The sequence below is a fragment of the Kitasatospora sp. NPDC051164 genome (assembly GCF_044455625.1).
Classification (GTDB): Bacteria; Actinomycetota; Actinomycetes; order Streptomycetales; family Streptomycetaceae; genus Kitasatospora.
Genome location: NZ_JBITFB010000005.1, coordinates 85,285 through 101,103 on the forward strand (window position 1 = coordinate 85,285; position 15,819 = coordinate 101,103).

The following is a 15,819-nucleotide window of genomic DNA, read 5'->3' on the forward strand; positions in this document are numbered from 1 at the left end:
CGATCGTCAGGGCGGGTTTCGGACAGGATCGTTTCCGTGACCAACACCGCATCGACCGACACCGCGCCGACGAGCACCGCAGCGACGAGCACCGCAGCGACGAGCACCGCAGCGACGAGCACCGCAGCGACCGGCACCGTCCCGGCCATCGCCAAGCCCCGCCTCCGGCGCGCCGCACTGGCCGTGGCCGCCGCCGTCCTCGCCGGCCTCGCCACACCCGCCACCGCCGGCGCCGACACCGCCCGCGACCCGGGCGACGCCGACCCGGCACCCGCCCGCTACACCCACCAGACCCTGAACTGGCAGCCCTGCGCCGGGCAGCCCACCCTGGACTGCGCCACCATGGCCGCCCCGCGCGACTGGCACCACCCCGGCGTCGGGGCCGACCTGAGCATCGCCGTCTCCCGGCACCGCGCCACCGACCCGGCCAAGCGCAGGGGCACCCTGCTGATGGCGGCCGGCGGCCCCGGCGCCTCGGGCCTGCCGCGCCCGGCCGGGCTGGCCGAGGCGGCCCCGGCCGTCGCCGCCGCCTACGACATCGTGGGCTTCGACCAGCGCGGGGTCGGCGCGAGCACCAAGGCCGTGTGCCAGACGCCGGAGGAGTACCAGGAGTTCCTGGCCGGCGACTACCGCGACCAGTCTCCCGCCGCGATCGACGGCGTCATCGCCAACGCCAGGAAGCTGGCCGCCAGTTGCCAGGAGCGCAGCGGCGACCTGATCCCCTACCTGAACACCGAGCAGACCGCCCACGACATCGACCTGTTCCGCGCCCTGCTCGGCGAGCGCAAGCTCAGCTACTTCGGCCCGTCCTACGCCACGATGATCGGCGCCTACTACGGCACGCTCTTCCCGCACCGGGTCGAGCGGATGGTGCTGGACAGCAACGTCGGCTTCGAGGGCACCTGGGAGAAGTTCGAACTGGGCCAGCCGATGAGCTTCCAGCGCCGCTTCGACGAGGACTTCGTCCCCTGGCTCGCGGCCCGGGACGCCACCTACCACTGGGGCTCGACGCCGGAGCAGGTACAGGCGCACTGGGAGCAGCGGCGCGCCGCACTGCACGACTCGCCCATCGTCGAGGGCTCGGTGACGATCGGCCCGAACCAGTTGGACAACGTGGCGATCGGGGCGATCTACGAGGCCGCCAACTTCCCGATCCTCGCCCGGATTCTGACCACCGTCGACAATTGGCAGACCGCCGACCCGGCGGCCAAGGCCATGGCCGCGAAAGCCTTCAGCCACTACCTCAGCCCGGACTTCCTCGCCGAGTACTTCTCGGTGACCTGCTCCGACACCCCGTGGACCAGCGATCTGGACACCTGGATCGCGCGCGGCGCCGAGAACACCGCCCGTTGGCCGCTGGCCGGCTCCCGAACACTCGCCTTCAGCGCGGTCTGCGCCTCCTGGCCGGTCGCCCCGGCGCCCAAGGTCAAGGTCACCGGCGCCCACCTGCCGACCACCCTGATGCTCAACTCGGTGCACGACCCGGCGACTTACTACGAGGCGGCGCTCGGCGCCCACCGGGCGCTGCGCGGCTCGAGGCTGGTCACCGTCACCGGGAACGGCGACCACGGCCAGTACCCCGGTCCCAACGCCTGCGTCACCGACGTGGTCGAGCGCTACCTGCTGGACGACCAGGCGCCCGCGCACGACCTCACCTGCGCTTCCCCGCAGGCGGGTTGACGGCTGCCAGGTCAGCGCCGGGGCCTGGTCCGCAGCCCGGACCCCAGCCTGGAGCGGAGCCAGGTGAGGCCGACGGCCAGCCCGGCGAAGCCGCCGACGGCGAGCTTGATCCCGGCCTTGGCGACGATCCAGCCGATCCCCGGGACGGTCCACCCCAGCCAGTGGAAGACGGCCAGCAGCATCGCCGAACCGCACAGCGCGGCCAGGACGGTGACCGTGACGGCGGCGGCCCGCGAGAGCTCCTGCGGGCCGTCGGCGTCGGCGGTGCTTGCGGTGTCGTTCATCATGTCGTTCGTACCCCCCTCATCCATGGAGGCGATGATACGACCTCAGCGCCGGGAGTGGTGGGTGTCCCCGAGGTGCTCGCCGGTCTCGTCGTCGGGGAAGCTGACGGCCATGGTGACGCGGTACTCGTGGACGTCCTCCCGGTGCCCCGGCACCCGGGCCCAGGCGAGCGAGTGCACCTCGGCCTCGGGGGCGTGCCGGCACCAGGCGGCCGCCTCCTCCAGGGCGCGGGCGGCCGACAGTCCGGTGCACACCACCGCGGTGTACGCGGCGACCGCGACGTCCCCACCGGAGCGACAGTTCCGCGACACCGCCCGGACGGCGGCGGCGGCCTGGGTCAGGTCACGGGCCAGGTCGTCCACGACCCGAGGGGGCGCCGGCAGGACGACCGCTCCCTCGGCGACGGTATCCGGCAGGTTCGCGCTCACGGTCTGGACCTCCATCCGCATCATCACGCGGCACAGCATGCCGGGCGGCGATACCTGGCATGCCCACTTTCACCAGAACGTCACCCGTCCAGGGCCGAGTTGGGGACGCACCCTGGCGCCCGCGGGCTCGTCCTGCTAGGGGAGGCCGCCCCGAGCGCCGGACGTTCCGGCAGGTCAGAGGGGTCGGTCGCGGGCGCCGCCGGGGAGCCCGAATCGCCGCACACGTACCACCCCCGTGCTCCGAACCGCCGGTCCGGCGCCCGGGGCGTCCGTCCCACCGCCGTTGGGGCCTTGGTCAACTCCCCGTACCGGAACCGGAGATGCCGCCGGAAGCGGGCCGGACGACCGCAGGCCACCGGCCTCGCGCGACGCCCCGGGAAGCGGCCGCACCCCCGCTGAAGTGCCGAGTTAACCCCTCGGTGGGCGTCGGGCCGCCTCCCGGTCACCCTGTCCCTGTCAGATCGTCGTGATACTAATCGTCCCGGCGGCGGCTCCCGTTATCAGATGGACGGGCACGATGACGGGCACGATGCCGACAACTCAACCGTTCCGGGATGGTCCGGACGGCGACGGGGAGGGGAAACGGATGACGGCGAGGTTCGGCAGCACCCAGGGCGGGCGCAAGCTCCGGGTCGGCAAGCGGGTCACGGGGACGGCGGCCGCCTTCGCCGCACTGGCCGCACTGACCGGCTCTCAGGTGACGGGTCTCGGGCTCGCGCCGGTCGCGGCCGCCGACACCGGTCCGACGAACGGCACCACCGCCCGGGGCGACGACCGCTACGGGACCGGCACCCCGGACGGCACCCGCTCACCCGGCACCCCCGGCACCGCAGTCCCGGCCGACGGCGGCAGCACCCTCCTGTTCCCGCAGCCGCCCGGCACGCTGCCCGGCGCACCCGACGCCGGCCCGTTCGCGGCCACCGGGCCCGCACTGCCCAGCACGGTGCTCACCGCCTACCACCAGGCCGAGGCCTCGGTGGCACAGCGCTCCCCCGGCTGCCACCTGCCCTGGCAGCTGCTGGCCGCGATCGGCCAGGTCGAGTCCGGGCAGGCCAACGGCGGCCAGGTGGACGCCTTCGGCACGACCCTGACCCCGATCCTCGGCCCGGCACTGGACGGCAACGGCTTCGCCGCGATAGCCGACACCGACGGCGGCCGTTACGACGGCGACGCCCGCTGGGACCGCGCCGTCGGACCGATGCAGTTCATCCCGTCCACCTGGGCCTCCTGGGGCGTGGACGCCAACGGCGACGGCAAGGCCGACCCGAACAACGTCTTCGACGCCGCCGAGGCCGCCGGGCGCTACCTGTGCGCGGGCGGCCGCGACCTCGCCGACCCGGCGCAGCTCGACCGCGCGGTGCTCAGCTACAACAACTCGGGCGAGTACCTGCGGACCGTCCGCAACTGGATGGCCCACTACGGCAGCGGCACGGTGACCACCGTCCCGGACCGCGCGGGGTCCTCGGTCCCGACGTCCTCGCTGCCCTCGCCGTACCTCCCGGTCGTCGGCGACCCGACGGTCGGCGGCGGGACGGGCAGCGGCACGACCGGTGCCGGCACGACGCCGACCGCTCCCCCGGCTCCGACACCGACACCGACTCCGACGCAGGAGCCGACGACGCCGGTGACGCCCACCCCCAACCCGTCGCCGACCGCGCAGCCGACGCCGACCACGACGCCCACGCCCACCGGTTCGCCGTCGCCGACCGGCACGCCGACGACCACCCCGAGCGGCACCCCGACCACGACGCCCACGGGCACCCCGACCGGCACGCCCACGGCCTGCCCGGACCCGACGGCCACGGCCACCCCGACCGGCACGCCCACGGGTACGCCCACCCCGACGGGCTCCCCGTCCCCGACCGCGACGCCCACCGGCACCCCGACGGCGACGCCCACCGGCACCCCCGGCTGCCCGACCCCCGCCCCGACCGGCTCCCCGAGCGCCGCGCCCAGCACCACCCCCAGCGCCTCGTTCTCGCCGTCGGCCGCCCCGAAGAAGTGACCAGGAAGAAGTGACAGGACGGGGGCGCGGTTCCATCTCGTGGAACCGCGCCCCCGCTGCGACCGCCGCCCGTCCGGGCCTGCTCAGAGGTGCTTGACCAACTCCGGCATCAGGTCCTGGAAGGTCCGCCCGCTGGCCGGCTGGCCGATCGCGGCCATCTGCCAACCGGTCGGCGTGCGCTGCACCTTGGCCATGATCTGCGCGGTGTACGGGCCGCCGCCGGTGAGCGTGTAGCGGGCCAGCTCCGCACCGGTGGTCTCGTCCACGAGCCGGCAGAAGGCCGCCTCGACCTCCTGGAAGGTCTGGCCGGTGAAGGAGTTGACGGTGAAGAGGATCTGATCGACCTCGGCCGACACCGTCGTCAGGTTGACCGTGATCGACTCGTCGTCGGTCGCGCCGCCCGAGCCGCCGACCAGGTTGTCCCCGCTGTGCCGCACCGAGCCGTCGTTGCTGGTGAGATGCTGGAAGAACACCACGTCCACCGGCCGCCCCTGGGCGAACAGCACCGCCGAGGCGTCCAGGTCGATCTCCCGGCCGGCGGCGAGCAGCTTGGCGAGGAAGCCCTTGCGCTCCGCCGCCTTCCACCCGAGGCCCATCCGGACCAGGCTCAGCTGCCCACCGCCCGGCTTCTCCAGGCTGATCTGCTGCCCCTTGGCCAGCGAAACGCTCATCGCGTCCTCCTCGTTCTGCCACCGCCGCGTGCCGAGAATCTACAGCACTGTAGAAATTTCCTGATCATCCGACGGGGTCCTGCGAGCACCCCTACCCCGCACTCCCCCTCGCCTCACCCCCGACGACGGTCCGCACACCGACGGAACCGGCGGTCCGACGTCCGGCGTAGCCGTGGAACGGCACCGAACGACCGGGGCAGCACACAGTCCAGGGCCGGCTCTCCTACGCTCTCCCGGCAGGGGCGGATCAGGTGTCGCCGTCCAGCAGGTGCTGCCGCACCTCGTGGAAGGCCCACGGCCCGCGCGCAGGCCGGGAGAACGTCCAGATCGTGTCGAACCGGTCCGGCCAGGCGGCGGGCACGCCGCTGTCGGTGGCGCCGAGCGCTTCGACGATCCGCGGGATCCGCGAGTGCTCCCAGCAGATCAGCACCGGCTGCTCCCCGGCCAGGGCGGAGCCGACCAGCGCGGACTCCTGGGACTCCGCATACCCGGTGTTCACCGTCAGCCCGAGCCTGTCGGCCAGCAGGGTGACGGTCTGACGCATCCGGCGTGCGCCGGCCAGCGGGCCGTCATCGGCGGCTGCGAGGATCCTGGCCGGGGTGCGCAGACCGGGCACGGGCGGGGAGAACAACGTGGGCAGCGCCTTCGCGCGGGCCCAGCCGCGCTCGGTGAGCGACTTGCCGTCCGGCTTGCCTGCCTCGTCCAGGCCCGGGTGGCTGCCGTCGGGCTTCTCACCGTGCCGGATCACCATCACGAAGGCCTCGCGGCCCGGGTCGCTCGGCTCGGGCATCGCGGCGGGCTGCTTCGGCTTCCCTGAGCACCCCGCCAGCGCCAGCGGGGCGACGGCCACCAGCCCGCCGAGCACGGCGCGGCGAGCGGGTCCGTCCGTCACCGCGCGGCCCGTTCCAGCCGTACCAGCGCGTCCACGGCGACGCCGCCCGCGCCCCCGCCCTTGTGCCCGGGCTCGCCACCGACCGTACGGTGCACCCGCTCGGCGCGGACGGTGCGCAGGCCGAGGTCGGCGAGGTCGGCCCGGACGTCCTCCGGGGTGAAGAGCACGGCCGGGTCCTGCGGGCCGCCGACGCCCTCGGTGAGGTTGCTCAGGTCGTGTCCGACGACCAGCAGGGTGCCGCCGGGGGCGAGCGTGTCGGCGGCGCGGCGCAGCGCGGTGCGGCGGTCCTCGGCGGGGAGCTGGAGGTAGGCGACCAGGACGAGGTCGTAGCCGGCGGTGGGGCCTTCAAAGGTGCGGGCGTCGCCGTGGCGCCAGGTGAGGCGGTCGGCGACCTCGTCGGGCAGGTCGGCGGTGAGCCGTTCGGCGCGTTCCAGGGCGACGGCGGAGAAGTCCAGTCCGGTGACCTCCCAGCCCTGGGCGGCCAGCCAGATGGCGTTGCGGCCTTCGCCGGCGGCCAGGTCGAGGGCGTGGCCGGGAGCGTGGCCGGTCAGTTCGCGGACCACCCACTGGTTGGGCTCGGCGCCCCATACCAGCTCGCTCGCGGCGTAGCGGTCGTCCCAGTCCTGGCTGTCCATCGCGGCTCCTCCGTTCGACGGTCGTTCGACGGGCCTGCTCGTGCCGGTCCTGCCGGTTGCACCCGGCCAACCTACCGGGCCGACGAGACCACGACCGGGAACGGTCCAGCGGGCGGACACCCTTGACGGCGAATATTGGTCCAGTCCAATCTGTTCAGTCGTGACGCGAACGGGTCGACCGACCGCCGCGTCCGCGCCCCCCACCGCGCCCGGGCCGGCTCCCTCGGCCCTCCCGGGCCACCGCACCGCCGGAACCCCCACACATCCGGAGGACCCCCCGCATGCACGACCGCGTCATGCCCACACGGCCCGACCGCTCCGGCGATGAGCCCGGACAGGGTGCCGGTCTCGAAGTCGCCGTCAGCGACCAAACTGGACGTCGTCCACTACGCGTTCGCCAACATCGACCCCACCAGGTCCACCTGCTTCCAGGCAGTGAAGGCCTCCGACTCCGCCAACGAGTCCAACCCCAACGCCGGTGACGGCGCGGGCGACGCCTACGCCGACCACCAGGCCGACTACAACTCCGGCACCAGCGTGGACGGCAGCAGCGACACCTGGGAGCAGCCGCTCAAGGGCAACTTCAACCAGCTGCGCCAGCTCAAGGCCGCGTACCCGAACCTGCGGTTCACCATCTCGATCGGCGGCTGGACGTACTCCAAGTACTTCTCCGACGCGGCGGCCACCGACGCCTCCCGAAAGACCTTCGTATCCTCCTGCATCGACATGTTCCTCAAGGGGAACCTGCCGACCGGTGTCGCCGGTGACGCCTCGGGCGGACAGGCCTCGGCCGCGGGCATCTTCGACGGCATCGACCTCGACTGGGAGTACCCGGGCTCGGCCGGCGGCCACACCGGCAACCACTACTCCCCCGCCGACAGGCAGAACTACACGCTGCTGCTGAAGGAGTTCCGCACCCAGCTGGACGCCCTCGGCTCCGCGCAGGGCAAGCGCTACCTGCTGACCGCCGCGCTGCCCAGCGGTCAGGACAAGGTCGCCCAGCTGGAGACCGACAGGATCGGCGCCTACCTGGACTACGCCGATGTGATGTCCTACGACATGCACGGCGCGTGGGACGCCAAGGGCCCGACCAACCACCAGGACCCGCTGCACGACAGCCCGGCCGACCCGACCACGCCGATCACCCCCGGCACCCGCAGGTACAACGTGGACACCACGGTCGCCGCGTACACCACCGGCCTGCCCGAGTACGGCATCCCCGGCGGCTTCCCGGCGAGCAAGCTGGTGCTCGGCATCCCGGTCTACTGGCGCGGCTGGACGGGCGTCCCGGCCGGATCGAACTTCGGCCTCTACCAGAGCGCGACCGGTCCGACGGCCGCCAAGCCGATGAGCCAGGAGGCCGGCCTGGCCGCCTGGAAGGAGCTCAACCCGACCGCGGCGCAGACCCACTCGGACCCGGTCACCGAGAGCAGCTGGGTCTACGACGGCACCGACTTCTGGACCGGTGACACTCCGCAGGCCGTCCAGGCGCGCGGGGCCTACGCCAAGAGCAAGGGGCTGGGCGGCCTGTTCGCCTTCTCCCTGGAGAACGACGACACGGCCGGCACGATGCTCAACTCGATGGACAACAGTCTTCACTGACGTCACATCAGGCGATTGTGAACGGCGACGGCCCGCGCGGGATACCGCCGATTCCGCGCGGACCGTCCGCCGCTGCTCAGCCCTTGAGGTTGAGCGAGGGGAAGAGGTCCTCGAACGGCTGCGTGGTCACCGAGACGCTGCGGGAGAACGGGTTGTCGAAGTCCCAGATCATGAACAGCAGGAAGGCGATCAGCGCGCTGAAGCAGAGTGCCAGGATCAACTCCCGCGGCGTGTTCCGGATCTGCAGCGCGAACAGCATGCCGACCGTCACCACGGCACCGCCGAGCAGTCCGAACCAGACCACGTCCGGCATGGTGGGGCCGGCGTTCTGGCCGCGCGAATTGCGGGCGTCGGAGGCCTGGTCGATCCGGTCCAGGATCGGCTGGTAGGCCTGCGACTCCAGGTCGGAGGCCGGCGGCCGGGTGGCGACATCCGTCTGCAGCTTCTGCAGCAACTGGTCGCCCTTCTCGGTGAGTTCGCCGTGCTCGCGCATGTAGTCCCACTCGGTGTTCACCACGTACGTGACGTAGGCGTCCACGTCGGCGCGGACCTGGTCGCGGAACTCCACCGGGTAGACCACCGCCCGGTCGCTCACCTCGCGCAGCGACTGCGCCTCCCGGAACAGGTCGTCCTGGGCGGCACCGCGCCCCTCCCAGACACCCGCGATGGCGAGACCGAGGACGATCGCGTAGACCACCCCGATCATCATCGTGATGTACTCGATGACGTCCGGCGTCTCGTCGGTGCTCTCCACCGTGCGCACGCGGCGGTGCCTCAACAGCACCACCGCCACCACGACGACACAGGCCGCCGCCATGGCGATGACCAACGCCACCCACTCGGACATGAGAACTCCCTTCTCTGGCTTGGCTTGTGACGGAACAGAAAGATCGGAGGCGGCCCCGGGTCCGGAGCGGTCCCGGGGCCGACCGACGGGCGTCGGGGCCCGCGGTGGGTCAGGACCGGCCCGCGCGGCCTCGACCGCGGCCGCCGCCACCGCCCGGGCGCAGGGCCGCCGCCGCGAGCACGGCGGGGACCATGACCAGCAGCATCGTCTTGGTCATCGAGGCGCCGTGGTGACGCTGCGGCACACTCATCGGCTTCGAAACGGGCACGTGGAACGTCGGCCGCGCCGACGGCACCGGCCACAGCGGGCTCGGGCGCACCGGGCTCGGCGGGGCGGCGCTCAGGGCCGCCGGACTGGGCACGACCGGGCTCGGCACGACCGGGACAGCGGGTGGCGGCGGGACCGGCGCGGGTGCGGGCGGATCCGGAACGGGTGCCGGGGGCGCCGGGGCCGCAGGTACGGGCGGCGGCGGCGCGGGCGGCGACGGGGTGGGAGCCGGCGTCGGGCTGGGCGGTGGCGGGGTCGGCGACGGCGTGGGGGTGGGCGTCGGAGACGGCGTTGGCGTCGGGGTGGGCGTGGGGGTCGGCGTACGCGTGGGGGTCGGGGTCGGCGTGGGGGTGGGCGTAGGTGTAGGCGTGGGGGTGGGCGTATGGGTCGGCGTACGCGTGGGGGTCGGGGTCGGCGTGGGGGTGGGCGTATGGGTCGGCGTAGGTGTAGGCGTGGGCGTCGGACTCGGGCAGGGGTGCGGGTGGTGATGGTGGTGACCCCAGTCGTGCCAGTCGTGCCAGCTGTGCCGCCCGTGCTCGCCGTGCCCGTCCGGCCCCTCGTGCTCGCCGTCCGGCCGCCCGGGCTCCGGCCGGAGTCCCACCGAGGACGAGGGAGCCGCCGGAAGGGGAGTGGCCCGGGGCGTGTGGCACGGGTGGTGGCCTGACGGGGGCCTGTGGCCGTGGTATCCGGTACCGGCGTTGGGGGCGACGCTGACGCCGACCTGGACGTCGACGCCCACCCCGACGCCCACGCTGCCGCCCGGCCCCACCGACACCGACACGTCGGTCTCGGTGCAGACGCAGGTGTCCACGGCCGGGCCGTGCGGATACCCTCCGGCGTGCTCGGCCCCGGACGCGGTCGCGCCAGTGGCCAGCGCGCACATCGCGACCACGCCGACCGCCGCGCCGATCAGCCGTACCCGCCGCCCGGAGACCGCCGACCCGCCGGCGTGCAGCGGTATCCGGCGTAACTGCCGACGCTGGGACATGGGCTCCACACACCTCTCGGGTCGCCGGGGGGAAGGACGGGACAAGACAGGCCCGGCCGGAAGCGGTCGACTCCCGGGCGAGAATCGATCGGACACGACCAAAAGTGGTCAAACGCGCGGAGGACGGCCCACCTCCGGGGTGAGCCGTCCGTCATCAGGTCAAACGATCTTCGTGCCGGCCGGTTACGGCCCGCACGCACTGTTCCGCACGAACGTGTTCCGCGCGCTCAGTGGCGGCGGTGCGCGATCTCGACGTTCTCCAGCACACCGACCGCGTCCGGCACCAGGATCGCGGCCGAGTAGTAGGCGCTGACCAGGTACGAGATGATCGCCTTCTCGTCGATCCCCATGAAGCGGACCGAGAGGGACGGCTGGTACTCGTCCGGGATGCCGGTCTGGTGCAGGCCGATCACGCCCTGGTTGTCCTCACCGGCACGGATCACGAGGATCGAGCTCGTGTTCTCCTTGGTGATCGGGATCTTGTTGCAGGGCAGGATCGGTACCCCGCGCCAGGCCGGCACCTGCTGCCCGCCGAGGTCGACGTGGGTGGGGTACAGGCCCCGCGCGTTGAACTCGCGGCCGATCGCGGCGATGGTCCGCGGGTGGGCCAGCAGGTAGTCGGGGTCGCGGCGGCGGCTGAGCAGCTCGTCCAGGTCGTCCGGGGTGGGCGGGCCGGAGTGGGTCTGGATCCGCTGGTCGAAGTCGGCGTTGTTGAGCAGGCCGAACTCCGGGTTGTTGACGAGCTCGTGCTCCTGGCGCTCGCGCAGGGCCTCGATGGTCAGCCGGAGCTGGTGCTCGATCTGGTTCATCGGCTGGTTGTACAGGTCCGCGACGCGGGTGTGGACCTTGAGGATGGTCTGCGCGACGCTCAGCTCGTACTCACGCGGATTGAGCTCGTAGTCCACGAAGGCGCCGGGGAGCTCGTACTCGCCGTGGTGACCGGCCGACATGGCGATCTCGGCCTCGCCGCGCTCGTTCTGGGCCTGCATCGGCAGGGCCAGGAAGGCCTGCAGGTGCTCCTGCAGGCTGGGCGCGTTGTCCCGGATGGCGGCGAAGTCCGCCCGGGTCAGGGTGAGGGCCACACCGGAGGTGACGGTCTTGGCGGTGCAGTCCCAGACGGCGTCCGGGTTCAACAGGGAGTCGTCACCGAAGCGGTCGCCGTCGGCGGCCACGCCGATCTCGGTCTCGTCGCCGTACTTGCCGGTGCCGAACAGGTTGATCCTGCCGTGCGCGATCAGGAAGATCCGGTCGGCGGCCTCGCCCTGGGTGGCGAGCACCTCACCGGGGCCGAAGTCCCGCTGCTGGCAGCGGTCGGCCAGGGCGGTGAGCACCTCCTCGTCCTCGAAGCCGCGCAGCAGGGCCAACTCACCCAGCTCCGCCGGGATCACCCGGACCTGGGAACCGGTCTTGATGAACTCCACCACGCCGTTGCCCACGGTGTAGGTGAGCCGGCGGTTCACCCGGTAGGCGCCACCGGCGGCCTGCACCCAGGGGAGCACCTTGAGCAGCCAGCGGGAGGTGATCTCCTGCATCTGCGGTGCGGACTTGGTCGTGGTGGCAAGGTTGCGTGCAGCGGCCGTCGCAAGGCTCTGCTGCTTGACCTGCTCTGTCTCCGGGCTCGTGTCCACGGGCATCGGCAGGGGTCTCCATTCCTGTGGTCGGGTCACGCGGCCAGGGCCGTACGAACGAACCGCCCTGGCGCATGCCGTGACGGATCCTCAGATCCGTATATCGGTGGGGGCGTTGGCGAAGTGTCGCGATGCGGCCGTCATCTCCCGGCGGCTCATCCGGAACCCTAGATCACCAGAACCCGACCAAGGCCGTACGGACGCCCAGTACCCCCCGATAGGGTGAATCTCGCGTGGTCCGCCCCCACCGCCCCGAAAACCGGAGGAACATCCGTTCGCACCTGCGATCCCCGTGCTGCCAATGGCTTTCCCACCCGTCCCCGACCCCTTCGGACGGCCCCGGCGGCCACCGGCCTGCGTCAACCCGGCACACCGGTCGGACGGTTCAGGCCACCTCAAGCCCGCGTCGCACCCGGTCGAGCCGCAGACAAGCCAAGTCGTACGACATCGGCAGGCCGGGGAGGCCGACCGGGCCGACCGGGCCGACCGGGCCGACCGGGCCATGGGGCATCGAGGCAGGCGTGCGCCCAGCCTGCCATCCGCTCGCGACACCGCGGACGGCCCGTCAGGTGCCGGAACGGGGGCGGCCGGCACCTGACGGGGGAACGGGGGATGCGCAGTGGGGGCGTGCGCCGGGGACGGTCGCGGGCCCACGCCGGGTCGGGATCGGTTCGAGACCGGGTCGCTCTCGGGTCAGGCGCAGGCGACCTGGGTGCCGGGGACACCGACGATGCCCGCGTTGTTGCTCAGCCCTGCGTTGTACTCGTAGTACAGGTAGGAGTAGAAGTCGATCCGGGTGGCGTCGCCGCAGGCCGAGTCCGGGGCGATGGCGTAGGTCACCGTGAAGGTGCTGCTGGCGCCGGGTCCGAGCGGCACGTTGTACCGGGCGATGCCGCCGTGGACGTTGTCACTGCAGCCGTTGGTCTGGGTGCCGCAGGCGGTCTCGGTGAACTTGAGGCCGGTCTGCAGGCTGGTTCCGTAGGTCTCCTGGACACTCTGGTAGACGAACTGGATCGGGGTGTCGTAAGGGTTGGTGAGCGTCAGCGTGAGCGTGAACTCGCCGCCCCGGACGGTCGTCTGCTTGTCGGAGACGGCCGTGAGGGGCAGCGGGGTGTCGGCCCGGGCGGGAGCGGCGGAGAGGAGCAGACCGACGACGAGGGCCGGGCACGCGACGAGCGCGGCGCGGATCGGATGTGTTCTGCGCATGACCAAGGAGCGTAAGCGGCGGCACCGCTTGGGCTGCTCTCCTCAGCCCGGTTCCGTACCGACGCAGGAGCGGTGCGCGGACGCCGTGGACCGGCAAGTCGCGTTCCGGCCCCACCGGGGCGCCCGGGAGCCTATCCTTCGCCGCTCCCCCGCCCTCGGTCTCCCCCTCGCACCCCGGCCCGAGGCCCCCGCCCTCAGCGCTCAGCCCTCAGCCCTCAGCCCTCAGGCAGACGGCGGCAGGATGTCGCAGAGCGCCTCGACCGCCGCCGTGTAGGCGTGGTCGGGCGGCGTGGCGTAGCCGACCACCAGCCCGTCGACGGCCGGCATGGCCTCGGGGGTGATCGCCGGGTGCCGGAAGTCGGCGAGGCCGTCGACGGCCAGGCCCCGGTAGGCAGCGGCCTTGAGTACCGAGCGCTCGGTGCCGGGCTCCAGTCGCAGCACCGCGTGCAGGCCGGCCGCGATGCCGGACACCTCGATGTGCGGGGCGTTCACCGCGAGTGCGGCCACCAGCTCGTCGCGGCGGTCCCGGTAGTGGCGGCGCATCCGGCGCACGTGCCGGTCGTAGCCGCCGGAGTCGATGAACTCGGCGAGGGTCAGCTGGTCCAACGCGCTGGCCCAGCCCTCGCGTTCGCCCTTGGCGGCGAGCACCCGGTCGACCAGGTGGTCCGGCAGCACCATCCAACCGAGGCGCAGCGCGGGGGTGAGGCTCTTGCTGGCGCTGCCGAGGTAGACCACCCGCTCCGGGTCGAGGCCCTGGACGGCGCCGACCGGCTGGCGGTCGTAGCGGAACTCGCCGTCGTAGTCGTCCTCCAGGACCAGTGCGCCGCGGCCGCGCGCCCAGTCGACCACGGCGGCGCGGCGGCCCGGGTTCAGCGGGCCGCCGGTGGGGAACTGGTGGGCGGGGGTGAGCAGGGCCGTACGGACGGTCCTGTGGTACGCCAACTCGTCGACGAGGGCGCCCTGTTCGTCGATCGGCAGCGGCACGGCGGTGACCCCGGCGGCGGCCAGCAGCCCGTGGTGGAAGCCCAGGCCGTACGCCTCGACGGCCAGCGGCCCGTTCTCGGCGGGCGGCAGGACGGGCCTTGCGCCGTCGAAGAGCAGCCGCAGCGCGTGGGCGAAGCCGGAGCAGACCACGATCCGGTCCGGGTCGGTGCGCACCCCCCGGGCGCGGGCCAGGTAGTCGGCGAGGACGGTGCGCAGCTCGCGCCGGCCCTGCGGATCGCCGGGGCCGAAGGCCTCGTTGGGCGCGGCGGTGAGGGCTCGGCGGGCGGCGGCCAGCCAGGCGGTGCGGGGGAAGGAGGCGCCGTCGGGCTGGCCCTGGCGCAGGTCGTGCCGGGGCCCGGGGCGGCGCGAGGGCCGGCGGGCCCGGGTGGGCGGGACGGGTTCGGCGCGTTCGGCGACGGTGGTGCCGGATCCCTGACGGGCGGTCAGCCAGCCCTCGGCGACGAGTTCGGCGTAGGCCTCGGCGGCGGTGTTGCGGGCCAGGCCGAGGTCGGCGGCGAGCGTCCGGTACGGCGGCAGGCGGGTGCCGGGCGTCAGTCGGCCGCTGCGGATCGCCTCGCGCAGGGCCGTCATCAGTGCGGCGCGGCGGCCGCCGGTGGCGGGGAGGTCGAGATGCAGGTCGTTGCCGGTCGGGTGGGCGGGCTCGGAAAGGTGCGTGCCCCGCGTGTCCGTCATGTTCACGCACCCTACCCGCCGCCCCGTCCCCGCCCGGCGGGCGGTCGGCCCGGGCGGCGGGCGCACCCGGGCCTGCGGACGGACGACAGTCACCGGCCGGCTCTTAGGGGACGACGGTCACCGGCCAGCGGCCCGCCTTCACCAGCCGGACCGCCACCGATCCGATCACCTTGTGCCCGGCCTGCTCGGAGACCCCGACCACCACGGCGTCCGCGCGCAGCTCGTCGGCCAGCTTGGCCAGCCCGCCGTACGGGTCGCCGCGCATGGTCAGGAAGCGCCAGTCCACCTTCCACACCTCGCGCACCCGGTCCTCGGCCTCGCGCAGGGCGGCCAGCAGTTCCTCGGCGATCTCCTGGGTGGTCTCCTCCACGGCGGCCCCGGCCAGGGCGGTCGCGGCGCCGAGGATCGGCTGGACGTAGGCCACCGCGAGGACGGCGCCCTGCCGGCGGGCCAGTCCGGCGGCGTAGGCGGTGGCGCGCCAGGAGGAGTCGGAGCCGTCCAGCCCCGCCAGGATCACCTTGGGCCCGTCGGTCCCGAGCTCGAAGCCCTGTGGTGCGACCGCGACCTCGTGCTCCTCGGCGCCGTCCGGCATCCCGACCGGCACCCCGGCGCCGGCCGCCCCTCCTGTAGTGGCGTCCGCTGCTCCCGCGTCCGCTGCTTCGCTCTCGTTGCTCATGGCCCAGAGGCTATTCCGGGCACCGTGAGTGAGCGCAGCGGACGCTCCGGGTGAGCCCTGTGGTGCGGGCCACCCGGAGCGGCGGCGGGCGCGGCGGATTCGGCACCGGCGGCGGGCGGGCCGTCACGCGCTGTCGACGATGTGCGCGGCCTCACAGGACTTTCGCTGTGGTGCGGGCCACTTCCCGGCGGTATTCGATCTTGGAAATGGGTGCAAAACAGGCGAAATAGGCACAATTACTTGATTCTTACGCCCGGTAACGGCCCCCTGACGTGCCTAAACCTTCAAATCCTTGAATCGGCCCCGGCCACCCCCGTAACTTCGAACCCGTT

13 protein-coding genes are annotated in these 15,819 nt (G+C 73.0%); 3 read left to right on the forward strand and 10 right to left on the reverse strand.

Annotated elements, in window-relative coordinates; genetic code table 11:
- Nucleotides 1-36 precede the first annotated feature (36 nt).
- Nucleotides 37-1,680 carry an alpha/beta hydrolase gene (locus ACIBEC_RS09545; RefSeq protein WP_360494117.1) on the forward strand — a complete coding sequence of 548 codons (1,644 nt, stop codon included), beginning with the start codon at nucleotides 37-39 and terminating at the stop codon, nucleotides 1,678-1,680.
- 11 nt (nucleotides 1,681-1,691) lie between these two features.
- On the opposite strand, the gene ACIBEC_RS09550 is transcribed toward ACIBEC_RS09545, so the two are convergent.
- Together ACIBEC_RS09550 and ACIBEC_RS09555 are read right to left on the reverse strand one after the other, a co-directional pair.
- Nucleotides 1,692-1,991 (reverse strand): hypothetical protein, encoded by a 300-nt coding sequence (locus ACIBEC_RS09550; protein ID WP_360494114.1) that lies wholly within the window; start codon nucleotides 1,989-1,991, stop codon nucleotides 1,692-1,694.
- An 18-nt stretch (nucleotides 1,992-2,009) separates the two neighbouring features.
- A complete protein-coding gene (locus ACIBEC_RS09555) occupies nucleotides 2,010-2,393 on the reverse strand; it encodes a hypothetical protein (RefSeq protein WP_360494111.1) in 384 nt (127 codons plus the stop codon).
- Nucleotides 2,394-2,979: 586 nt separating this feature from the next.
- On the opposite strand from ACIBEC_RS09555, the gene ACIBEC_RS09560 reads away from it, so the two are divergent.
- Nucleotides 2,980-4,398: a lytic transglycosylase domain-containing protein gene (locus ACIBEC_RS09560; protein ID WP_360494108.1), complete on the forward strand. Its 1,419-nt coding sequence runs from the start codon at nucleotides 2,980-2,982 to the stop codon at nucleotides 4,396-4,398.
- Nucleotides 4,399-4,481: 83 nt separating this feature from the next.
- On the opposite strand, the gene ACIBEC_RS09565 is transcribed toward ACIBEC_RS09560, so the two are convergent.
- From ACIBEC_RS09565 to ACIBEC_RS09575, 3 genes are all read right to left on the reverse strand, one after another.
- A complete protein-coding gene (locus ACIBEC_RS09565; RefSeq protein ID WP_360494105.1) occupies nucleotides 4,482-5,069 on the reverse strand; it encodes a TerD family protein in 588 nt (195 codons plus the stop codon).
- A 247-nt stretch (nucleotides 5,070-5,316) separates the two neighbouring features.
- Entirely contained in the window at nucleotides 5,317-5,961 is a 645-nt protein-coding gene (locus ACIBEC_RS09570) for a hypothetical protein (protein ID WP_360494102.1), read from the reverse strand.
- Entirely contained in the window at nucleotides 5,958-6,596 is a 639-nt protein-coding gene (locus ACIBEC_RS09575) for a class I SAM-dependent methyltransferase (RefSeq protein WP_360494099.1), read from the reverse strand. Before ACIBEC_RS09575 ends, ACIBEC_RS09570 begins: the two co-directional genes overlap by 4 nt.
- Before the next feature lie 324 nt (nucleotides 6,597-6,920).
- Here ACIBEC_RS09575 and ACIBEC_RS09580 point away from each other — a divergent pair, with 324 nt between their 5' ends.
- Nucleotides 6,921-8,198, forward strand: coding sequence for a glycoside hydrolase family 18 protein (locus tag ACIBEC_RS09580; RefSeq protein ID WP_360494096.1), 1,278 nt, complete (start codon nucleotides 6,921-6,923; stop codon nucleotides 8,196-8,198).
- 76 nt (nucleotides 8,199-8,274) lie between these two features.
- Here the strand turns inward: ACIBEC_RS09580 and ACIBEC_RS09585 are convergent, their stop codons facing one another.
- The 5 genes from ACIBEC_RS09585 to ACIBEC_RS09605 all read right to left on the reverse strand — a co-directional run bounded on the left by ACIBEC_RS09585 (nucleotide 8,275) and on the right by ACIBEC_RS09605 (nucleotide 15,403).
- Nucleotides 8,275-9,045: a hypothetical protein gene (locus ACIBEC_RS09585; protein ID WP_360494093.1), complete on the reverse strand. Its 771-nt coding sequence runs from the start codon at nucleotides 9,043-9,045 to the stop codon at nucleotides 8,275-8,277.
- A gap of 1,482 nt (nucleotides 9,046-10,527) precedes the next feature.
- Nucleotides 10,528-11,934 carry a family 2B encapsulin nanocompartment shell protein gene (locus ACIBEC_RS09590; RefSeq protein WP_360494090.1) on the reverse strand — a complete coding sequence of 469 codons (1,407 nt, stop codon included), beginning with the start codon at nucleotides 11,932-11,934 and terminating at the stop codon, nucleotides 10,528-10,530.
- 687 nt (nucleotides 11,935-12,621) lie between these two features.
- On the reverse strand, nucleotides 12,622-13,134 hold the full coding sequence (locus ACIBEC_RS09595; RefSeq protein WP_360494087.1) for a hypothetical protein: 513 nt from the start codon (nucleotides 13,132-13,134) through the stop codon (nucleotides 12,622-12,624).
- Nucleotides 13,135-13,356: 222 nt separating this feature from the next.
- On the reverse strand, nucleotides 13,357-14,811 hold the full coding sequence (locus ACIBEC_RS09600) for a PLP-dependent aminotransferase family protein (protein WP_360494084.1): 1,455 nt from the start codon (nucleotides 14,809-14,811) through the stop codon (nucleotides 13,357-13,359).
- Between the two features lie 103 nt (nucleotides 14,812-14,914).
- Nucleotides 14,915-15,403: a universal stress protein gene (locus ACIBEC_RS09605; RefSeq protein ID WP_360494179.1), complete on the reverse strand. Its 489-nt coding sequence runs from the start codon at nucleotides 15,401-15,403 to the stop codon at nucleotides 14,915-14,917.
- Nucleotides 15,404-15,819: the final 416 nt, after the last annotated feature.

Bases quoted from the DNA above. Each gene is read 5' to 3' on its own strand.
- ACIBEC_RS09550 (WP_360494114.1), bottom strand. From the start codon at position 1,991: ATGGATGAGGGGGGTACGAACGACATGATGAACGACACCGCAAGCACC.
- ACIBEC_RS09560 (WP_360494108.1), top strand. From the start codon at position 2,980: ATGACGGCGAGGTTCGGCAGCACCCAGGGCGGGCGCAAGCTCCGGGTC.
- ACIBEC_RS09565 (WP_360494105.1), bottom strand. From the start codon at position 5,069: ATGAGCGTTTCGCTGGCCAAGGGGCAGCAGATCAGCCTGGAGAAGCCG.
- ACIBEC_RS09575 (WP_360494099.1), bottom strand. From the start codon at position 6,596: ATGGACAGCCAGGACTGGGACGACCGCTACGCCGCGAGCGAGCTGGTA.
- ACIBEC_RS09580 (WP_360494096.1), top strand. From the start codon at position 6,921: ATGAGCCCGGACAGGGTGCCGGTCTCGAAGTCGCCGTCAGCGACCAAA.
- ACIBEC_RS09585 (WP_360494093.1), bottom strand. From the start codon at position 9,045: ATGTCCGAGTGGGTGGCGTTGGTCATCGCCATGGCGGCGGCCTGTGTC.
- ACIBEC_RS09590 (WP_360494090.1), bottom strand. From the start codon at position 11,934: ATGCCCGTGGACACGAGCCCGGAGACAGAGCAGGTCAAGCAGCAGAGC.
- ACIBEC_RS09595 (WP_360494087.1), bottom strand. From the start codon at position 13,134: ATGCGCAGAACACATCCGATCCGCGCCGCGCTCGTCGCGTGCCCGGCC.
- ACIBEC_RS09600 (WP_360494084.1), bottom strand. From the start codon at position 14,811: ATGACGGACACGCGGGGCACGCACCTTTCCGAGCCCGCCCACCCGACC.
- ACIBEC_RS09605 (WP_360494179.1), bottom strand. From the start codon at position 15,403: ATGCCGGACGGCGCCGAGGAGCACGAGGTCGCGGTCGCACCACAGGGC.